Genomic DNA, 16,896 nt, shown 5'->3' with positions numbered 1-16,896 from the left:
TGAATATTCTCCTGTTACCACCGGCGCTCAAGGCGACGGCGCAGCCAGATGGCGATAGCGTTCATACTGATCAGGAACGCCAGCAGCACCATGATGGCCGCTGAAGCGCGTTCGATAAATGCGAGTTCCGGGCTGCCTGCCCAGAGGAAAATCTGCACCGGCAAGACAGTAGCTGAATCAAACAGACCGTCGGGCACATCGACAATAAAGGCGACCATACCAATCAGCAGCAGCGGCGCGGTTTCACCCAGTGCCTGCGCCATACCGATAATCGAGCCGGTCAGCATCCCCGGCAGCGCTAACGGCAGAACGTGGTGCAGAACCACCTGCATCTTGGAGGCACCAATCCCTTCTGCCGCTTCGCGGATCGACGGCGGGACGCTCTTGATGGCCGCGCGGCTGGAAATAATGATGGTTGGCAAGGTCATCAGCGTCAGTACCAGACCCCCGACTACCGGCACCGAACGCGGCATACCAAACAGGTTGATAAACACCGCCAGACCAAGCAAACCGAAGATAATCGACGGCACCGCCGCCAGATTATTGATGTTCACTTCAATGAAGTCGGTCAGCTTGTTCTGGGGCGCAAACTCCTCCAGATAGATAGCCGCAGCCACGCCAATCGGGAACGACAGCAGCAGCGTCACCAGCATGGTCAACAGCGAGCCGACGATCGCCCCCAGAACACCTGCATTTGCCGGCTCCCGGCTATCGCCGTTGGAGAAAAACACATCGTTGAAGCTGTTCTCGATAACACCTGCTTCGACCAGCTGATCCACCCAGGCTTGCTGTTGCTCGCTCAGCTTTACGGTGTAGGTTGGATCATCGCCGTGCTTCACATAGACACTTACATCATCGTGAGCCAGGAACGTCATGGTCTGGGTGGTGCCCATTATGCCGGGATCAGCCTTCACCGCATCGCGAAGTTGATTCGCAGCATAGGTATTGAGCAGCTGGCCCAGCGCGCGCTGGGCCGTCTTGCCTGTCGCGTCTGACACCTGATTTTCCAGCGCTACGACCAATGGCGCCTTGAAGTCCGCCATACTGAACGCTTCAGCGTCCGTGGGGTCTTCCAGGTACATCACCTCCGGGTCAAGCTGCACTTCCAGCGTGACTGTGGTCTTGATAAACCCGGTGTAGCCCTTGCCGATAATATCGGCAAACAGGATCACCAGAGCTGACAGAGCGATCACAATCGCCAGGATGCCGTAGAACTTGAAACGCTGTTCCTTGCGGTAACGACGCTTCAGCGACTTGCGAACGATTTCCTTCTGGGACATGGCGTTATTCATACTGTTCCCGATATTTGCGAACCACATGGAGGGCAATAACATTCAGCACCAGCGTGACCAGGAACAGCATCATGCCCAGCGCAAATGCCGACAACGTCTTGGCACTGTCGAATTCCTGGTCACCGACCAGCAGAGTGACGATCTGCACGGTTACCGTGGTTACGGTTTCCAGCGGATTGGCCGTCAGGTTTGCAGCCAGGCCAGCCGCCATCACCACGATCATGGTTTCACCGATCGCCCGCGATGCGGCAAGCAGCACGCCCCCCATGATCCCCGGCAAGGCGGCCGGAAAAATCACTTTGGTCATGGTTTCTGACTGGGTAGCGCCCAGAGCCAGCGAGCCATCCCGCATGGTCTGTGGCACTGCATTGATCACATCGTCAGACAGAGAGGACACGAAAGGGATAATCATGACGCCCATCACCAGCCCGGCGGCCAGTGCACTCTCCGACGAGGCACTCAACCCGATCGAGGATGCGAGATCCCGTATAAACGGCGCCACCGTCAATGCTGCAAAAAACCCGTAAACCACGGTAGGTACGCCCGCCAGCATCTCCAGCATCGGCTTTACGATGCTGCGCGTGCGTCTGGACGCGTACTCAGACAGGTAGATGGCCGACATCAGTCCCACTGGCACTGCAATCAGCATCGCGATAGCCGAAATCATCAGGGTGCCGACAAACAGCGGGATCATCCCGAACGACCCTTCAGCGCCCACCTGGTCAGCCCGAATCGCTGTTTGCGGGCTCCAGCTGGTACCAAACAGGAACTCAAACATCGGCACTTTCTGGAAGAAGTGAATCGTCTCGAAAATCACCGAAAAAATAATGCCGGCCGTTGTCACAATGGCGAGACCGGCACACAGGAAGAAGATCTTGCGCAGTATGGATTCAACCTTCTCCCGCGCGTTCACGTGCGGAGCAATCCGCAACCAGGCAATGAAGGCCGACAACACAGCAATACAGATCACCAACAAGGTCATGATCGTCTGGCTTTCGTCACGCAGCGTGACCAGCAGGCTCGCAGCATCATTGATCGCGGCGGGCACAGACTCTGCCGACAAAGCGCCGGAGGCAACGTTGCTGATCTGGGACAGCACCAGACTGGCCTGCCCTACAGATTCCGGCCGCAACTCCGCCGGCAAACTGCCAACGACGACAAGCTGAATGACCTTGTCCTCAAAGCCCAGCCATAACAGCAGAATCAGCAAGGCCGGCAGGCCACACCAGAGCGCAGCGCGGGCAGCGTAATAAAATGGCAGGGATTTCAGATTACGAATACCGCCAAGTGGTGTCGCCAACGCTCGGGACCGGGCATACCCCAATGCAAATGCAATGGCGATCAGTACCACGAGCAGCGGGAAGAGATTGGCTGGCTGCATGTTGTCTCTCTTTGATTCGTATCATTCAAGGAGCTGTTCTATCTGCTCCGTCGAACCGTTTTCCATTGATTATCAGGGACTCAAGCCCCAACGACATTGTGTTCACTGGCTTGCTAAATGCAGGTTTGACATATGCAAAAGGTGCGAAGCTCTGTTCGCTCCGCACCTGCGGTAAACCTGTTTTGCCCCGCCAGCTGCCTCGCAGCGCCGGGGCAAGAGTACCGGTTATTTCAGTTCATCACCGGTCATGGTCTTCATTGCTTTGGCATTCTTGGCCGCTTCCATACGAGCACTGCGCTCAAGAGGAATCAGACCAACATCTGCCAGGTAACCATTGTCACCCCAGGTGCCTTCGCTGGTGAATTCACCCACATATTCAGCAATGCCTGGCACGACACCGACGTGTGCTTTCTTGACGTAGAACCACAGTGACCGGGCAACAGGATACGCGTCGCTGCTGATGTTCTCCATTGTAGGCTCTTTGCCGTTGATGGTAGCCGCCTGCAGTGTGCCCGCATTCTCTTCAAGGAAGCTGTAACCGAAGATGCCGTAAGCACCAGGGTCACTGTTCAGCTTCTGGACGATCAGGTTGTCGTTCTCACCAGCCTCAACGAATGCGCCGTCTTCACGAATGCTCTGGCAAGCCTGTTCCATTGCATCTTTTTCCATGGCCTTGATCATGTCGATCTCTTCACAGCCACCTTCCATTGCCAGCTCGTTAAACGCATCACGGGTTCCGGATGTTGGCGGCGGTCCCATCACACGAATCGGCTTGTTGGGAAGGCTTGAATCAATTTCGTTCCAGTTCTTGTAAGGGTTGGCCACCAGCTTGTCGCCGCCTTTTGGATCCGGCACTTCTTTGGCCAGAGCCAGGTAGATCTGTTTCAGGCTAACGTCCAGGTTCTCGGCCTTTTTGGAACTGGCCAGCACGATGCCGTCACTGCCGATCTTGACTTCAACGATGTCCTTAACGCCGTTACTGTTGCAACGTTCAAACTCACTTGGTTTCATACGGCGGGATGCATTGGTGATATCCGGCGTATCGGTACCCACACCGTCACAGAACAGTTTCAGACCGCCACCAGAACCGGTTGATTCCAGTTTTGGAGTCGAAAAATCGGTATTACGACCAAAGCGCTCGGCAACCACAGTTGCGAACGGATAAACGGTAGATGAACCCACGATGTTAATGGTTTCGCGAGCCATGGTTGGGGTTGATACTGCGGCCAGAGCGCCCGCTACCGCTACACTTGCAACAACTGCTTTCAATTTAGTCACGTTGAGCCTCCATAATGCACATTGTCTGACGGGCGTTCTGTTGACAGTGTTAAGTCCTGTCCTTCAGACCCGTATCCGAAACCGGCAAGAGTGAGCCGATGAGTGCAGCCTAAGGGCTATATGTGACACTTACATGACAGCGGGCGCGCTTTTTCGTACACACCGATATACGCCATTGGTCGACACTGGCAGGATTTTGCTTGCAGACAGCGCTGCGCCCTCTAACATATGGGCCTACAATTCCAATAACATGACTATTAAATCATGACTCATAACGCTCCCCTGATCCGATTTATGCGATCGCTGGACACTTTCACGGAAGTTACGGGCCGCACACTCGCCTGGCTGAACGTGGGAATGGTCGTTCTGACATTCGCTGTCGTCCTGCTGCGATACCTGTTCAATCACTCTTCCATTTTCATGCAGGAAAGTGTGATGTACCTCCACGCGATGGTCTTCATGCTGGCCAGCGCCTACACCTTGAAGCACAACGAGCACGTGCGGGTCGATATCATCTACCAGAAGCTTTCCGGGCGCCGACAGGCACTGATTGATCTGCTCGGAACGTTATTCCTGATGCTACCGGTGGTTATTTTTATCGCCGTTACCAGTTGGGATTACGTGGTGCGTTCCTGGCACATCATGGAAACCTCGCCGGAATCATCTGGTATTCCGGCAGTATTTCTCCTGAAGTCACTAATGCCATTGATGTGTGCCCTTTTAATCATTCAGGGAGTCGCAGAAGTGCTCCGTAATATTGCCGTACTCACCGGCGCCTTACCCAAAGAAGCGCCGCCGGCGGCAGCGGAGGAGTGGGTATGAGCGGTTTTATCGAGTTCCTGCCATTGGTGATGTTTGCAGTGGTCTGTGTGGTGCTCATGGCAGGCTACCCGGTCGCGTTTTCCCTTGCCGGCACCGCACTCGCCTTTGCTTTTGGCGGCACACTGTTTGGCGTATTTGATACCAGCTTTCTCGGTGCATCACCGAATCGCCTGTTCGGCTTGCTGACCAATCAGACCCTGATCGCGGTTCCACTGTTTATTTTCATGGGCTGTATGCTGCAGCAATCAAAGATTGCCGAGAATCTGCTGGAAAGCATGGCGGAAGTGTTCAAGCGCATGCGAGGCGGGCTGGGTATTTCAGTGGCCGTCGTGGGCATGCTACTTGCCGCCAGCACCGGTATTGTCGGTGCAACTGTGGTCACCATGGGGCTGATCTCTCTGCCCACAATGCTCAAGCGGGGCTACAGCCCGTCGCTTGCGACCGGCACAATCTGCGCGACCGGCACCCTGGGCCAGATCATTCCCCCATCCATCGCACTGGTGTTGCTGGGTGATGTCATGTCCAGCGCCTACCAACGGGCGCAGCGGGATATGGGCATCTTCAGCCCTGACACGGTTTCGGTGGGCGACTTGTTTGTTGGTGCGCTGATTCCGGGCCTGTTGCTGGTTCTTCTGTACATTATCTACATTATCGCTGTGGCCTATATCCACCCCAGTTCCGCGCCGAACGACAACCGGACCGACGAAGAAAAGCGGGATCGCGACCTCAATATCTGGCGCGACCTGACTCCGCCCCTGATCCTGATCGTTGCGGTGCTCGGCTCTATTCTGTCGGGCATCGCCACGCCAACCGAAGCGGCCGGTGTGGGCGCTTTGGGCGCCAGCATCCTGGCAGCCATCAAGCGCCAGATGAGTGTCGAAATCATGCGCAACGTCTGCCAGCAGACGACTCGCGTCACCTGCATGGTATTCCTGATCCTGATCGGTGCAGCAATTTTCTCACTGGTGTTCCGGGGCTACGGTGGCGATATCCTGATCCACGATATTTTCACCAATATGCCCGGCGGTGCCGTCGGCGCCATGATCGTGGTCATGATTGTCATCTTCCTGCTCGGCTTTATCCTCGACTTTATCGAGATCACCTTCGTGGTGGTGCCGATCGTGGCACCGGTACTGCTCAAAATGGGCATTGATCCGGTCTGGCTGGGCATCATGATTGCGCTGAACCTGCAGACGTCATTCCTGACGCCGCCTTTCGGTTTCTCTCTGTTTTACCTGCGCGGCGTAGCGCCGCCGGAAATCAAAACATCACAGATTTACCGAGGCGTCATTCCGTTCATTGCCATACAGGTCCTGATGCTGATCATGCTGGCGATCTGGCCCGTGCTCGCCACCGGCTTGCCGGAGTATTTCTACGGATAACCCCGGCACAGCAACGTCAATCTCAAAAAAAGGCCATGCAGCAGTCACAAATGCCTGCTGCATGGCTTGTGTTTTAGCTATTCGATAGCGTATTAATCACACAAACGATAACAACAAAAACGGCAACAGGGCCCTGTGTGGCCTGTCCGATTCACTGCGACCAGAGAGCTCCGAGCCAGCACACCCATGAACATGACAGACGACGACAAACCCAACCCTCGCGGACAACTCGCACTGCAACTTATCCCGTTACCGTCCGACACCAATGCCAACGGCGATGTGTTTGCCGGCTGGCTGGTCAAACAAATGGATTTGGCAGCGGCCACAACGGCCGGCCGTATCTCCCGCGGGCGAACGGCGACAGTCGCTATCGATCGTATGGAGTTTCTGTCGCCTTTGCGTGTCGGCTCACAGGTGGCGTGTTATACCCACCTTGAAGACATTGGCAGCAGCTCGATGAAGATCAGCGTCGAAGTCTGGACCCTGGATCGCAATACCGATCGCCGGCGCAAAGTCACCGAGGCGATGTTTGTGTTCGTTGCGATAGATGAACAGGGCAGAATCAGGGAAGTGCCGAAGCAGGACTGAGCAATAGCAGGGTTACAGTGTTAAACCCCCGGCACCCAAAAAAGGGCACCGGGGTTTTCAGTCATATCTCAAGAGCCCGCGTTACTCTTTGGCTTCGCGGATATCAAGATAGGTTTTTTCAGAAATATCGGTGTAAGGCACTACCTTGTCACGGAACGCCTTATAGGATTCATAGGCCTTACCTGCCATCTCATCCTTCTTGGCCAGGTCTTTCACTACCTGATCAGACATTTCCCGCAAGCGGTTGATGACATCATCAGGGAAGCGGCGCAACTTCACGTCCTTCTCTTCCACCAACTCCTTGAGTGCTTCGTTGTTACGTGCAGTGTACTCGGCCAGCATATCGGCATTCATTTCGCGCACGGCAACGTCAATAATCGCCTGCAGATGCTCCGGCAGGCCGTTATAGGCGTCAGCGTTGACGATCATCTCAAGCGCAGTGCCGGGCTCGTGCCAGCCTGGGTAGTAGTAGTATTCGGCAATCTGGTGCAGGCCAAAAGCCAAATCGTTGTATGGGCCAACCCATTCAGTGGCGTCAATCGTGCCGGTTTGCAGCGCAGTGAAGATTTCGCCACCAGGCAGATTCACTGGCGTGCCGCCCGCTTTCTCGAGCACATCACCACCGATACCCGGAATCCGCATTTTGAGGCCGTTCAGGTCATCAACACTGTTGATTTCCTTGTTGAACCAGCCGCCCATCTGGACACCGGTGTTACCGCCAGGCCAGGGAATAACACCAAATGGCTCGTAAGCCTCACGATAAAGTTCGAGACCGCCACCGTAGAACATCCAGCCATTGTATTCCTGAGCTGTCAGACCAAACGGAACGGTAGAGAAGAACTGACCGGCAGGGATCTTGCCTTTCCAGTAGTACCCGGCACCGTGACCCATTTCCGCAGTGCCCTGGGAAACAGCACTGAAGACTTCCAGAGCAGGTACCAGATCACCCGCACCGTAGACGGTGATATCAATCTGGCCATCGGTCATCGCACGCACGCGCTCTGCAAAATGCTCGGGCGCAGTACCCAGACCCGGGAAGTTCTTGGGCCAGGTGGTGACCATTTTCCATTTGTAGACTTTTTTGTCAGCGGTCGACGCGCTGGCTGCGTTTTCATTATTGTTGGATGCGGAGCTTGTGGCGCCGTCCTGTTCCTGCGAGCAGCCGGCAAGGCCGAGTCCCAGCGCACCGGCGACCAGAGCAGCCAAAAGATTGCGACGTTTCATGTCTTCTCCTTCTTTCTCATTGTTGTATGCGGGAAGTGCTGTTTCGCGAGTGACATCCCGTGCGCGGCCCACACGATCTGTGTGCGTTCGGCCGAACCCTCCAAGAGTGAACGAAAACCCGCCTCAACGCTCTTAGTCTAAAGTCTGATCCCAGACATCAGGCCGCCAGCGCCGCAGGGCGCATTCGTTCATCTGTTTGTTGTTATCAATCACAGGCAATAATAGCCCATCATCCGGTTTTGTCTTTGCACCGGCTATAACGGCTCCAATGGCGCATAAGCCAGCACCAACCATTTGGCTCCGTCGTCAAAATTAACCTGTACCCGGGTGTGATGGCCCGAGCCCTCGCAGTTCATGACGACCCCTTCTCCGAATTTGGCATGATGCACCCGCTGGCCCAGCTGCAGACCGGCCTGCGCCATCGGCTCGGAATCGAACAGGCTTTCACTGCGGCGTTGCACCAGCGCCGGGCGCGTCACAGTATTGCGTAACCGGACTTCCTGGATGCAATCCGACGGAATTTCCCGAACAAAACGGGATACCGCATGAAACTTCTCCTGACCGAAGAGCCGGCGGGATTCCGCGTAAGTCATCACCAGCCGTGTCATGGCACGGGTGATCCCGACGTAGGCAAGCCGGCGTTCTTCCTCCATCCTGCCCGGTTCTTCCAGCGACATGCTGTGAGGGAACAGCCCTTCCTCGACCCCCGCCAGAAATACCATAGGGAACTCGAGTCCTTTGGCCGAGTGCAAGGTCATCAGCTGCACGCTGTCTTCATGTGCTTCAGCCTGGGCTTCTCCGGCATCCAGCGCTGCCTGCGCAATGAATTCCGACAAGGGATCAATGCCATCCTCGACTTCGAAGTCGGCCATCGCGCTGACCAGCTCTTCCAGGTTTTCAACCCGCGCCTGCCCTTTCTCGCCTTTTTCACTGGCGTGATAATCTCGCAGCCCGCTATCGTGAATTGCCCGCTGGGTCAGTTGCTTCAGATCCAGGTCATCCTGATCGGCTGCCATGGACTCGACCAGCCCCATAAAGTGCTGCAGACCTGTACGCGCCCTGCCCTTGACGGCACCGGCTTCCAGCAGGCGCTCGGAGGCCTGCCACAGGGACAGGCTTTCAGTTGCTGCCAGCGCCCGGATATCAGCAAGGCTCTTGGCGCCAATTCCTCTGGCCGGCACATTCACAACCCGCTCGAAGGCCGCATCGTCGTTGCGATAGTGCACCAGCCGCAAATAGCCCAGCGCATTGCGGATTTCCTGCCGGTCGTAAAACCGCAGCCCGCCATAGACCCGGTATGGAATTCCCTGGCGCAGCAGCGCTTCTTCCAGCACCCGGGACTGGGCGTTGGAACGGTACAGGATGGCGCACTCGGCTCGCAGATTGCCTTCGTTCACCCAGGCTGCAATGGTATCGGCAATATAGTTGGCTTCGTCCTGTTCGTTAAACGCGGCGTACAGGCTGATCAGCTCACCTTCTTTGCCATCGGTCCAGAGCTGCTTGCCCAGCCTTCCCTGATTATTGGCAATCACCGCATTCGCCGCTTTGAGAATGGTTTGAGTCGAGCGGTAATTCTGTTCCAGCCGCACCAGACGGGCATTAGGGAAATCCTGCTGGAACTTCTGAATGTTCTCGATCTTGGCGCCACGCCAGCCGTAGATGGACTGATCATCATCACCGACAATGGTCAGGGGCACCGCGGCACCGGCCAACACCTGCAGCCAGGCGTACTGGATCGTATTGGTATCCTGGAACTCGTCCACCAGGATGTGCTTGAAGCGGCGCTGGTAGTGCGCTCTCAGTTCCGGCCTGTGCAACCAGAGCTCATGGGAGCGCAGCAACAACTCGCCAAAGTCCACCAGCCCGCTGAACTGACACTGCTTCTCGTAGCGCTGATAGATTTTCAGCATGGTCGAGGTGTAGTGGTCACCGGGATTATCCTGAATGTGATCCGCCCTCAACCCCTCGTCTTTCTGGCTGTTGATAAATCCCTGCGCCTGACGCGGCGGCCAGCGGGTCTCGTCGATGCCCAGTTCACGCATCACCCGCTTCACCATGCGGATCTGGTCGTCACTGTCCAGCACCTGAAAGTTCTCTGGCAGGCCGGCATCCTGCCAGTGCGCTCGCAGCAACCGGTGAGCGATTCCGTGAAAGGTGCCAAACCAAAGGCCGTGTCCCTGCAGATCCATCATCTCGCTGATCCGGTGACGCATTTCCCTGGCGGCTTTGTTGGTGAAAGTCACCGCAAGAATACCGGTGGCCGGCACCTTGTCGACTTGCATCAGCCAGGCCATACGATGCACCAGTACGCGGGTTTTACCGCTACCGGCGCCGGCCAGTACCAGCAGGTGACTGTTCTGTGCGGTGACCGCCTCGCGCTGAGCGTCGTTCAGGGGATCAATGATCGGGGAGACATCCATGGAGAACCGTTTGCCAGAAGAAGAATGAAGAACCGGGATTATACCAACCTGAGCCATGGGTACGACCGCCAATCAGGTAAACATCGCCCCCGCCTTTTTACATTCGAGAGAAACCTGTGACCACGCACCCGGCATAGTCGTCCGGCGCCCTGTCCGTACTTTCCACAGATAGCGGCTGCGCGGCTAAAGTTGCGCCTCAATGAGCCGTTAAACAGGCTATGAGCTGCTGAATAAATAAACAATACAAAACAGTTACCTTTCTTTTCAGTAACTTTTCATACAACCGGTAGGATCGTGCCTCCTGACGGTTCAAGTGTCCAACTGACGAAGTGATGCCCTATGCTATCTGCCCTGAAAATTTCCCAGAAACTGGCCTTGATGGTTGCCGTCGCGATCCTTGCTTTCATTATCAGCGAGGGTTTCACCATTATCACTGAGCGTCAGAACTCGGCACGGCTCGCCGAGCTGGAGCAGAAGCTTTACCCGACGCTGGAACTCTCGACCGTAAACCTGGGCCAACTGTCCCTGATTGAGCTGCAGATCAACAGCGCAGTGGTCACCGGCGACGATACCCAAATAGAAGCCACTCGCCCCTACTTCAACACCATTCAGGATAACCTGGAAGAGCTCGGCCGCCTCAACCCCCAAAGCAGCGACCGTACCGATGCGCTGGCCAGCACAATGAAAACCTATTACACCACTGCCACGCGCATCGCCAGCAGCATTATTTCGGGCAATGCCGACTTCAATCGCATTGGCGCTGAAGCGGCCACCAATGCCAAGCGGCTGGAAGATCTGCGGGCAGACATGACCGCCATGCGCACCGAAACACGGGCCAGATTTACCCAATCGATCAGCCAGACCGTTGATGCCTCTCAAAGCGCTTCGACTATCGGCATCGTGATCCTGATTTGTGCCACCTTGCTGCTGGTTGTGCTCAGCCTGGTCATTGGCCGCTCTATCAGCCGCAGCCTGGGACAAATTATTGACTCGCTGAAGGCTATGGCGTCCGGCGAAGGCGACCTGACATCACGCCTGACCTACACCGGCAAAGATGAGCTGCGGGAAGTCGTGACTCACTTCAATGCCTTTGTTGAAAAACTGCACGCTTCGTTCGGCACCATCAGCACCGATGTCAGCGGACTCAATACTGTTTCCCTGAAACTGGCCGCATCCAGCAGCCAGAACCTGGAACGCATCCAGGATCAGTCAGAGGCAATTTCGGCTGCCCGCCATGCGGTTGAAGAGCTGGTTAAAAGCGTTGAGGAAGTCGCCGGCTTCGCCAGCAGTGCATCCGATCAAACCCAGGACGCGGCCAGCTTCGCCCAGAAAGGCTACACCACGGTTACCGCCAACATTGACACGATTCGCGCCCTGGCCGGCGACGTGGAACAAACTGCCGGGCTGGTCAACCAGTTTGAGGAATTCTCCGCGAAAGTGGGCGGCCTGCTGAACACGATCCAGACCGTTGCCGATCAGACCAACCTGCTCGCGCTCAATGCCGCCATTGAAGCGGCGCGCGCCGGCGAGCACGGCCGCGGATTCGCCGTGGTTGCCGATGAAGTCCGGGGCCTGGCAGTGCGCACCCGCAGCGCTACAGAAGAAATTCACAGTGTCATCAGCGAGCTGACCAACGTGTCCGGTTCTGCCGTGAAATCCATGCAGCAGAGCGTCACCAAGGCCCGTGAAGGCGTCGATGCCACCACCGAATCCGGGGAGATGCTGAGCAAAATCCTCGAGAACATGCAGTCGATCAGCAGTATCAACGAGCAGATTGCCGCCGCAACCTACGAACAGAGCGCGACTTTCAACTCGGTGACACAACACATTGCCGATATTCACAACAACGCCGAGCAGGTCAGCAGCAGCACGCGCGAACTGGACACTGTCAGCCATGACATTCGCCAGATCAGCGACGGACTGAGCGAAGTCGCCGGCCAATTCAAAGTCTGATAAATGCGCTCCGCCAGGGGCGCCAGAAAATACCTGTAGCTGGAGAAAAACTATGGTACCTCATTACATCAAGGTCGCCCCGCTGGCGCTTTGCATCGCTGCAAGCAGCGTGTCCGCCCAGGAAACCGATGCCGAGCGCATCGACAAGCTCGAGCAGCGCGTCAACTCGCTGCAGCAGCAGGCCACATCATCAGCCGCTGACCGTGTCCGCCTGAACGGTTTTTTCAGCACCGGTTACGCCCGTGCTGACAACGATGCCGGTTTTGCAGACATTACCGAAGAGTCGGAAGTAGCCGATCTGAGCCTGATGGCACTGCAAGGCACCTTCTCGATCAACGACGACACCAAAGCCGTGATGCAGCTGGTTTCCCGTGGTGTGCAGGACTGGGACACCGAACTGGAATGGGCCTACCTGAGCCACCAACTGACCAACGATCTGCAAATTCGCGCCGGTAAAATGCGCCTGCCGTTCTTCATGTATTCCGATTCGCTGGAAGTCGGTTATGCGCAACCCTGGGCCCGCCCACCTCAAGCCGTCTATGGCCCTGTAACCGTTAACAATTATGTAGGTGCCGACGCGACCTATACCTACAGCCTAGGCGGTTCCGCGATCACAACTCAGCTTTTCAGCGGGTTTACCGATGATCCTGAGACCACTAGCGGTGCTGACGTAGAGTTCCGAAATACAGTAGGCCTGAATGCCGAGTGGACAGACTATGTCTGGAAAGCCCGTGCGGTGGTAGCGACAGCCGAAACCAACATCAGCGCCCCGGGGCTAGGCCAGTTGGCCGACGGAGACCGCGGTAACTTTTATGGTCTTGGGTTTGGTTACGACGACGGCACGTGGCAGGTGATCTCGGAAATCACACGCATCGATGTGGACGGCGCATTCACCGATACCGACTCAGCTTACCTGACCGTTGCTCGGCGCATTAATTCGCTGACGCCGTACGTCTCCGTTGGCTGGATCGAAAGCAAAGACGACGATGAGCGCTCTGGGCTTCGGACTGCACTGAACACTAACCGCGATGAGTACAGTCTGGGTATGCGCTGGGATGTGTTGTCCGGTGTTGCCGTCAAGTTCGACTGGACCTACGTCACTGGCTTTGAAAACGATCCCGGCGGCCTCAACGCTGCAGGCATCATCGGCGATGATCTGGACAGCACCAACGTCTACACCGTCAAAATTGATTCCGCATTCTAAGGAGCCAACATGAAGTCTATTTATTCAGTACTGGTTGCTTTGTTGCTACTGGCCCCTGTGGCTCAGGCCGAAGTGGTCATCATCGGCCACACCGGCGGACCGGATGCGATTTCCCTGGATCAGGTGCGTAACATCTACCTGAACCGCAGCAAGGAAATGCCGGACGGTCAGCGGGCTACTCCGTTTGAGCTGCCGGAAGGCAATGCAACCCGCGACGCATTCCACAGTGCCGTCACCAGCCGCAGCAATGCGCAGCTGAAGGCATTCTGGTCACAGCAGGTCTTTACCGGAAAAGGTCAGCCACCGCAGGAAGTCAACGACGCGGCAGCGATGAAAGCGTCTGTATCATCAACACTGGGCAGCGTCGGCTATATCGACTCCACCCAGGTTGATGATTCCGTGAAAGTCATTCTGAAGCCGTAACCGGCTTCAGAAACCTTTCGGTACGGTTTGGGCCTCGACGAACTCGAAGAGGCCCTCAACACCCCCTTCACGGCCTACGCCGGATGCCTTCATCCCACCGAACGGTGCTTCAGGTGTCGGTCCGGTACCCGTATTCCAGCCCACATGACCGAACCGCAAACCGCCAATCACCCGGCTGGCACGCGCCGCATCCGCAGTGAAGACATAGGCTGCCAACCCGAATTCGGTATCATTACCCGCCTCGATCACCTGATCTTCATTACTGAAAGTCGCCATCGGCACCAGTGGCCCAAAGGTTTCTTCCTGTGAACAGCACATATCGCGGGTCGTTCCGGTAACCACCGAAGGCGGATAGAACAGGTCGTTACCGCTAAGCGACGAGGGATCCTTGCCTGCGATCAGCTTTGCGCCCTTGGCAATTGCATCTTCCACGTGTCGGCGGACCTTATCGAAACCGGCCTTGTTGATCAGCGGCCCGACATCCACTCCGTCTTTCATGCCATCACCGACCTTCAAAGCGTTGACCTTTTGTGCCACCTTTTCACTGAAGGCATCGACGACTTTTTCATGGACGAATACCCGGTTGGCGCAGACACAAGTCTGGCCACCACCGCGGAACTTGTTGGCCATCAGATTATCCGCTGCGGCATCAAGATCGGCGTCATCAAAGACAATAAACGGTGCGTTACCGCCCAGCTCCAGCGCCAGCTTTTTCACCCAACCGGTACTGTCGGCCATCAGCGTGCGGCCTACTTCCGTTGAACCGGTAAAGCTGATCATCGGCACGTCCGGTGATTCACAGAACAACTTGCCAATCATGCTGGATTTACCCATCACCAGATTGACCATGCCCGCCGGCATATCCACTTTGTCGTGAATCAGCTGGAACAGGGCAATCATGGTCAGCGGCGTTTCACTGGCGGGTTTGATAATGGACGGACAGCCTGCCGCCAGCGACGCTGACAGCTTCTTGGCGATCATCCCGATCGGGAAGTTCCAGGGCGTAATCAGTGCCGCAACACCGATCGGACGATAGTGAACCGTCCAGGTGCAATCCTTGGGCTTTTCGTCAATTTCGTGGGCGTCCAGTACTTCAATGTTCTTCGCACAATAATCAAAGAAACCGGCCGCATATTCGACCTCGCCCTGCGCCTCCTTGAGGGGTTTGCCATGCTCCAGGCACAGGATTCGACCGACTTCGTCCTTGTTCTCTCGCAACGCATCGCGAATCCCGCCAAGCCAGCGACGCCGGGTCTCCAGATCATAAGGCTCTGTCAGCCTGAGGGCCGCCTTCGCTTCACTGATCGAGCGCTTAACTTCGTCCTCGGACATCGACGCCACCGCAGCGATCACTTCGCCTGTCGCCGGGTTATAAACATCGAAAGTCTGACCTGTGGATGTTTTAACCCACTGCCCCCCGATATAACCATCCAACTGCGTCAATAACGGTGACTGAATCATGTCGGCTCCTTGTATGGATTTACATCGATTCATAGTGGCTGATGACATGGCGTTGGACAAGTCTTGTGCTTTTCGACACATCATGACGGCGTTAAATTAGCCTATTGACGGGTTGAGTCCGGAGGATTTCGGTGCCTATACTCAGCTCAAAGCATCCCTGATCGAGGGCCTGAACCAGAGCAATCAACCAAATCCATTACCCGCATGTTGGGAGCCGTGGCCATGAAAGCGTTTTTCCACCCCGCACAGGATCTGCATATTCCGCGCACTTACTTTACCCGCGGCCAGATGCGACAGCCTCAGGAAATACCGGATCGTACCGGCCTGATGCTTGAGGGCCTGAAATCCATGGACATTCAGGTACTGGAGCCGGCCGATCAGGGTGCAGGTCCGATCTCGGCGGTGCATGACCTGGGTTATCTCCGTTTTCTGGAATCCGCTCACCGGCGCTGGAAAGCGATCCCGGAAGACTGGGGTGACGAGGTAATGTCGAATATCTTCGTGCCCTCCCCCAACCCCTTGCGCGGCATTCTGGCCGAAGCCGCCCGTTACCAGGCGGATGGCAGCTGCCCGATTGGCGAAAACACCTGGACAGCGGCGTACTGGTCAGCACAATCGGCATTGGGTGCAGCTGATGCCCTGATCGCCGGTGACCGCACGGCTTATGCCATGTGCCGCCCGCCCGGGCACCACGCACGGCGCGATGCAGCTGGTGGCTTTTGTTACCTTAACAATGCCGCTATTGCCGCCCAATCACTCACCCGCACCTTCCCCAGAATTGTCGTGCTCGACACCGACATGCATCACGGACAGGGCATTCAGGATATTTTTTACCAGCGGGACGATGTGCTCTACATCTCGATTCACGGGGATCCGACCAACTTCTATCCCGTCGTAAGCGGCTTTGAAGACGAGCGAGGCGAAGGTCCGGGTCTTGGCTACAACATCAACCTGCCGATGCCTCACGGCTCATCCGAAGCCGATTTCTTTGCTCGACTGGAAGAAGCGATGGCGGCCATCAAGCTGTTCCAGCCGGATGCGATTGTGCTGGCACTGGGCTTCGATATTTACCAGAACGACCCGCAGGCCAAGGTGTCGGTCACGTCCGAGGGGTTCAGTAAACTGGGCGCACGGGTCGCGAAAGCCGGCCTGCCCACGCTCGTGGTTCAGGAAGGCGGTTACGATCTGGAGACGCTGCCTGAAAACGTGCGGCAGTTTGTCAGCGGGCTGGAGGGGCTTTCGTTATAGGCTGACGCGCATTGAGAACACCCTTCTACCACGAATCCCGGGGTTAAACGATTTCGGGACTGACTTGAAAATGCCATCCGCAGTTCACTGTGCTGTCACACAGGCGAACTAGGATCTGGCTTGCGGGCGACGCCGGACGCATCGCGCCGCAAGCCATCGCGTCAGGAACGCCGCTTCAGGCCCCCGGGCAATCGGGGTGCCATGCAGGCGTTCATCGGGT

General features: G+C 56.4%; 13 protein-coding genes. 7 read left to right on the top strand and 6 right to left on the bottom strand.

From position 1 onward, the window contains the following. Positions 1-14: 14 nt before the first annotated feature. The 3 genes from pstA to ACUN9X_RS04225 form a co-directional block, all read right to left on the bottom strand. Positions 15-1,292 (bottom strand): phosphate ABC transporter permease PstA, encoded by a 1,278-nt coding sequence (gene pstA / locus ACUN9X_RS04235; RefSeq protein WP_260039023.1) that lies wholly within the window; start codon positions 1,290-1,292, stop codon positions 15-17. Continuing rightward, positions 1,285-2,673 (bottom strand): phosphate ABC transporter permease subunit PstC, encoded by a 1,389-nt coding sequence (pstC, locus tag ACUN9X_RS04230; RefSeq protein ID WP_445472284.1) that lies wholly within the window; start codon positions 2,671-2,673, stop codon positions 1,285-1,287. The genes pstA and pstC overlap by 8 nt, the downstream gene beginning before the upstream one ends. A gap of 225 nt (positions 2,674-2,898) precedes the next feature. After that, complete coding sequence (locus ACUN9X_RS04225; protein WP_445472283.1) at positions 2,899-3,951, bottom strand: substrate-binding domain-containing protein; 1,053 nt, start codon at positions 3,949-3,951, stop codon at positions 2,899-2,901. A 264-nt stretch (positions 3,952-4,215) separates the two neighbouring features. Here ACUN9X_RS04225 and ACUN9X_RS04220 point away from each other — a divergent pair, with 264 nt between their 5' ends. The 3 genes from ACUN9X_RS04220 (at position 4,216) to ACUN9X_RS04210 (ending at position 6,743) form a co-directional block, all read left to right on the top strand. Next, on the top strand, positions 4,216-4,773 hold the full coding sequence (locus ACUN9X_RS04220) for a TRAP transporter small permease subunit (protein WP_445472282.1): 558 nt from the start codon (positions 4,216-4,218) through the stop codon (positions 4,771-4,773). After that, positions 4,770-6,155 carry a TRAP transporter large permease gene (locus ACUN9X_RS04215; protein ID WP_445472281.1) on the top strand — a complete coding sequence of 462 codons (1,386 nt, stop codon included), beginning with the start codon at positions 4,770-4,772 and terminating at the stop codon, positions 6,153-6,155. The genes ACUN9X_RS04220 and ACUN9X_RS04215 overlap by 4 nt, the downstream gene beginning before the upstream one ends. 186 nt (positions 6,156-6,341) lie before the next feature. Beyond that, the gene (locus tag ACUN9X_RS04210) at positions 6,342-6,743 is read left to right on the top strand and encodes an acyl-CoA thioesterase (RefSeq protein WP_260039032.1); all 402 of its coding nucleotides are present in this window, start codon (positions 6,342-6,344) and stop codon (positions 6,741-6,743) included. Positions 6,744-6,824: 81 nt separating this feature from the next. Here ACUN9X_RS04210 and ACUN9X_RS04205 read toward each other — a convergent pair whose 3' ends face one another. Together ACUN9X_RS04205 and uvrD are read right to left on the bottom strand one after the other, a co-directional pair. Further along, positions 6,825-7,967, bottom strand: a complete 1,143-nt coding sequence (locus ACUN9X_RS04205; RefSeq protein WP_260039033.1) for a TRAP transporter substrate-binding protein — start codon at positions 7,965-7,967, stop codon at positions 6,825-6,827. A 254-nt stretch (positions 7,968-8,221) separates the two neighbouring features. Continuing rightward, entirely contained in the window at positions 8,222-10,387 is a 2,166-nt protein-coding gene (uvrD, locus tag ACUN9X_RS04200) for a DNA helicase II (protein ID WP_445472280.1), read from the bottom strand. A gap of 339 nt (positions 10,388-10,726) precedes the next feature. On the opposite strand from uvrD, the gene ACUN9X_RS04195 reads away from it, so the two are divergent. The 3 genes from ACUN9X_RS04195 to ACUN9X_RS04185 are packed head-to-tail and all read left to right on the top strand — an operon-like array spanning position 10,727 to position 13,967. Next, the gene (locus ACUN9X_RS04195) at positions 10,727-12,340 is read left to right on the top strand and encodes a methyl-accepting chemotaxis protein (protein ID WP_445472279.1); all 1,614 of its coding nucleotides are present in this window, start codon (positions 10,727-10,729) and stop codon (positions 12,338-12,340) included. Between the two features lie 52 nt (positions 12,341-12,392). Further along, positions 12,393-13,544, top strand: coding sequence for a hypothetical protein (locus tag ACUN9X_RS04190; protein ID WP_260039036.1), 1,152 nt, complete (start codon positions 12,393-12,395; stop codon positions 13,542-13,544). A 9-nt stretch (positions 13,545-13,553) separates the two neighbouring features. Beyond that, on the top strand, positions 13,554-13,967 hold the full coding sequence (locus tag ACUN9X_RS04185; RefSeq protein WP_260039037.1) for a phosphate ABC transporter substrate-binding protein: 414 nt from the start codon (positions 13,554-13,556) through the stop codon (positions 13,965-13,967). Positions 13,968-13,973: 6 nt separating this feature from the next. Here the strand turns inward: ACUN9X_RS04185 and ACUN9X_RS04180 are convergent, their stop codons facing one another. Then, the gene (locus ACUN9X_RS04180) at positions 13,974-15,428 is read right to left on the bottom strand and encodes an NAD-dependent succinate-semialdehyde dehydrogenase (protein ID WP_445472278.1); all 1,455 of its coding nucleotides are present in this window, start codon (positions 15,426-15,428) and stop codon (positions 13,974-13,976) included. Between the two features lie 222 nt (positions 15,429-15,650). On the opposite strand from ACUN9X_RS04180, the gene ACUN9X_RS04175 reads away from it, so the two are divergent. Next, the gene (locus ACUN9X_RS04175) at positions 15,651-16,676 is read left to right on the top strand and encodes a histone deacetylase family protein (RefSeq protein ID WP_260039039.1); all 1,026 of its coding nucleotides are present in this window, start codon (positions 15,651-15,653) and stop codon (positions 16,674-16,676) included. Positions 16,677-16,896 lie beyond the last annotated feature (220 nt).

Source organism: Marinobacter sp. V032, from assembly GCF_052645435.1.
The sequence above is the reverse complement of the archived record's forward strand: the minus strand, read 5'-3'. Positions and strand labels throughout refer to the sequence as shown.

What these genes read in the sequence shown, in the direction of transcription:
- pstA (WP_260039023.1), bottom strand. Translation starts at nt 1,292, where the DNA reads ATGAATAACGCCATGTCCCAGAAGGAAATCGTTCGCAAGTCGCTGAAG.
- pstC (WP_445472284.1), bottom strand. Translation starts at nt 2,673, where the DNA reads ATGCAGCCAGCCAATCTCTTCCCGCTGCTCGTGGTACTGATCGCCATT.
- ACUN9X_RS04220 (WP_445472282.1), top strand. Translation starts at nt 4,216, where the DNA reads ATGACTCATAACGCTCCCCTGATCCGATTTATGCGATCGCTGGACACT.
- ACUN9X_RS04215 (WP_445472281.1), top strand. Translation starts at nt 4,770, where the DNA reads ATGAGCGGTTTTATCGAGTTCCTGCCATTGGTGATGTTTGCAGTGGTC.
- ACUN9X_RS04210 (WP_260039032.1), top strand. Translation starts at nt 6,342, where the DNA reads ATGAACATGACAGACGACGACAAACCCAACCCTCGCGGACAACTCGCA.
- ACUN9X_RS04205 (WP_260039033.1), bottom strand. Translation starts at nt 7,967, where the DNA reads ATGAAACGTCGCAATCTTTTGGCTGCTCTGGTCGCCGGTGCGCTGGGA.
- uvrD (WP_445472280.1), bottom strand. Translation starts at nt 10,387, where the DNA reads ATGGATGTCTCCCCGATCATTGATCCCCTGAACGACGCTCAGCGCGAG.
- ACUN9X_RS04195 (WP_445472279.1), top strand. Translation starts at nt 10,727, where the DNA reads ATGCTATCTGCCCTGAAAATTTCCCAGAAACTGGCCTTGATGGTTGCC.
- ACUN9X_RS04190 (WP_260039036.1), top strand. Translation starts at nt 12,393, where the DNA reads ATGGTACCTCATTACATCAAGGTCGCCCCGCTGGCGCTTTGCATCGCT.
- ACUN9X_RS04185 (WP_260039037.1), top strand. Translation starts at nt 13,554, where the DNA reads ATGAAGTCTATTTATTCAGTACTGGTTGCTTTGTTGCTACTGGCCCCT.
- ACUN9X_RS04180 (WP_445472278.1), bottom strand. Translation starts at nt 15,428, where the DNA reads ATGATTCAGTCACCGTTATTGACGCAGTTGGATGGTTATATCGGGGGG.
- ACUN9X_RS04175 (WP_260039039.1), top strand. Translation starts at nt 15,651, where the DNA reads ATGAAAGCGTTTTTCCACCCCGCACAGGATCTGCATATTCCGCGCACT.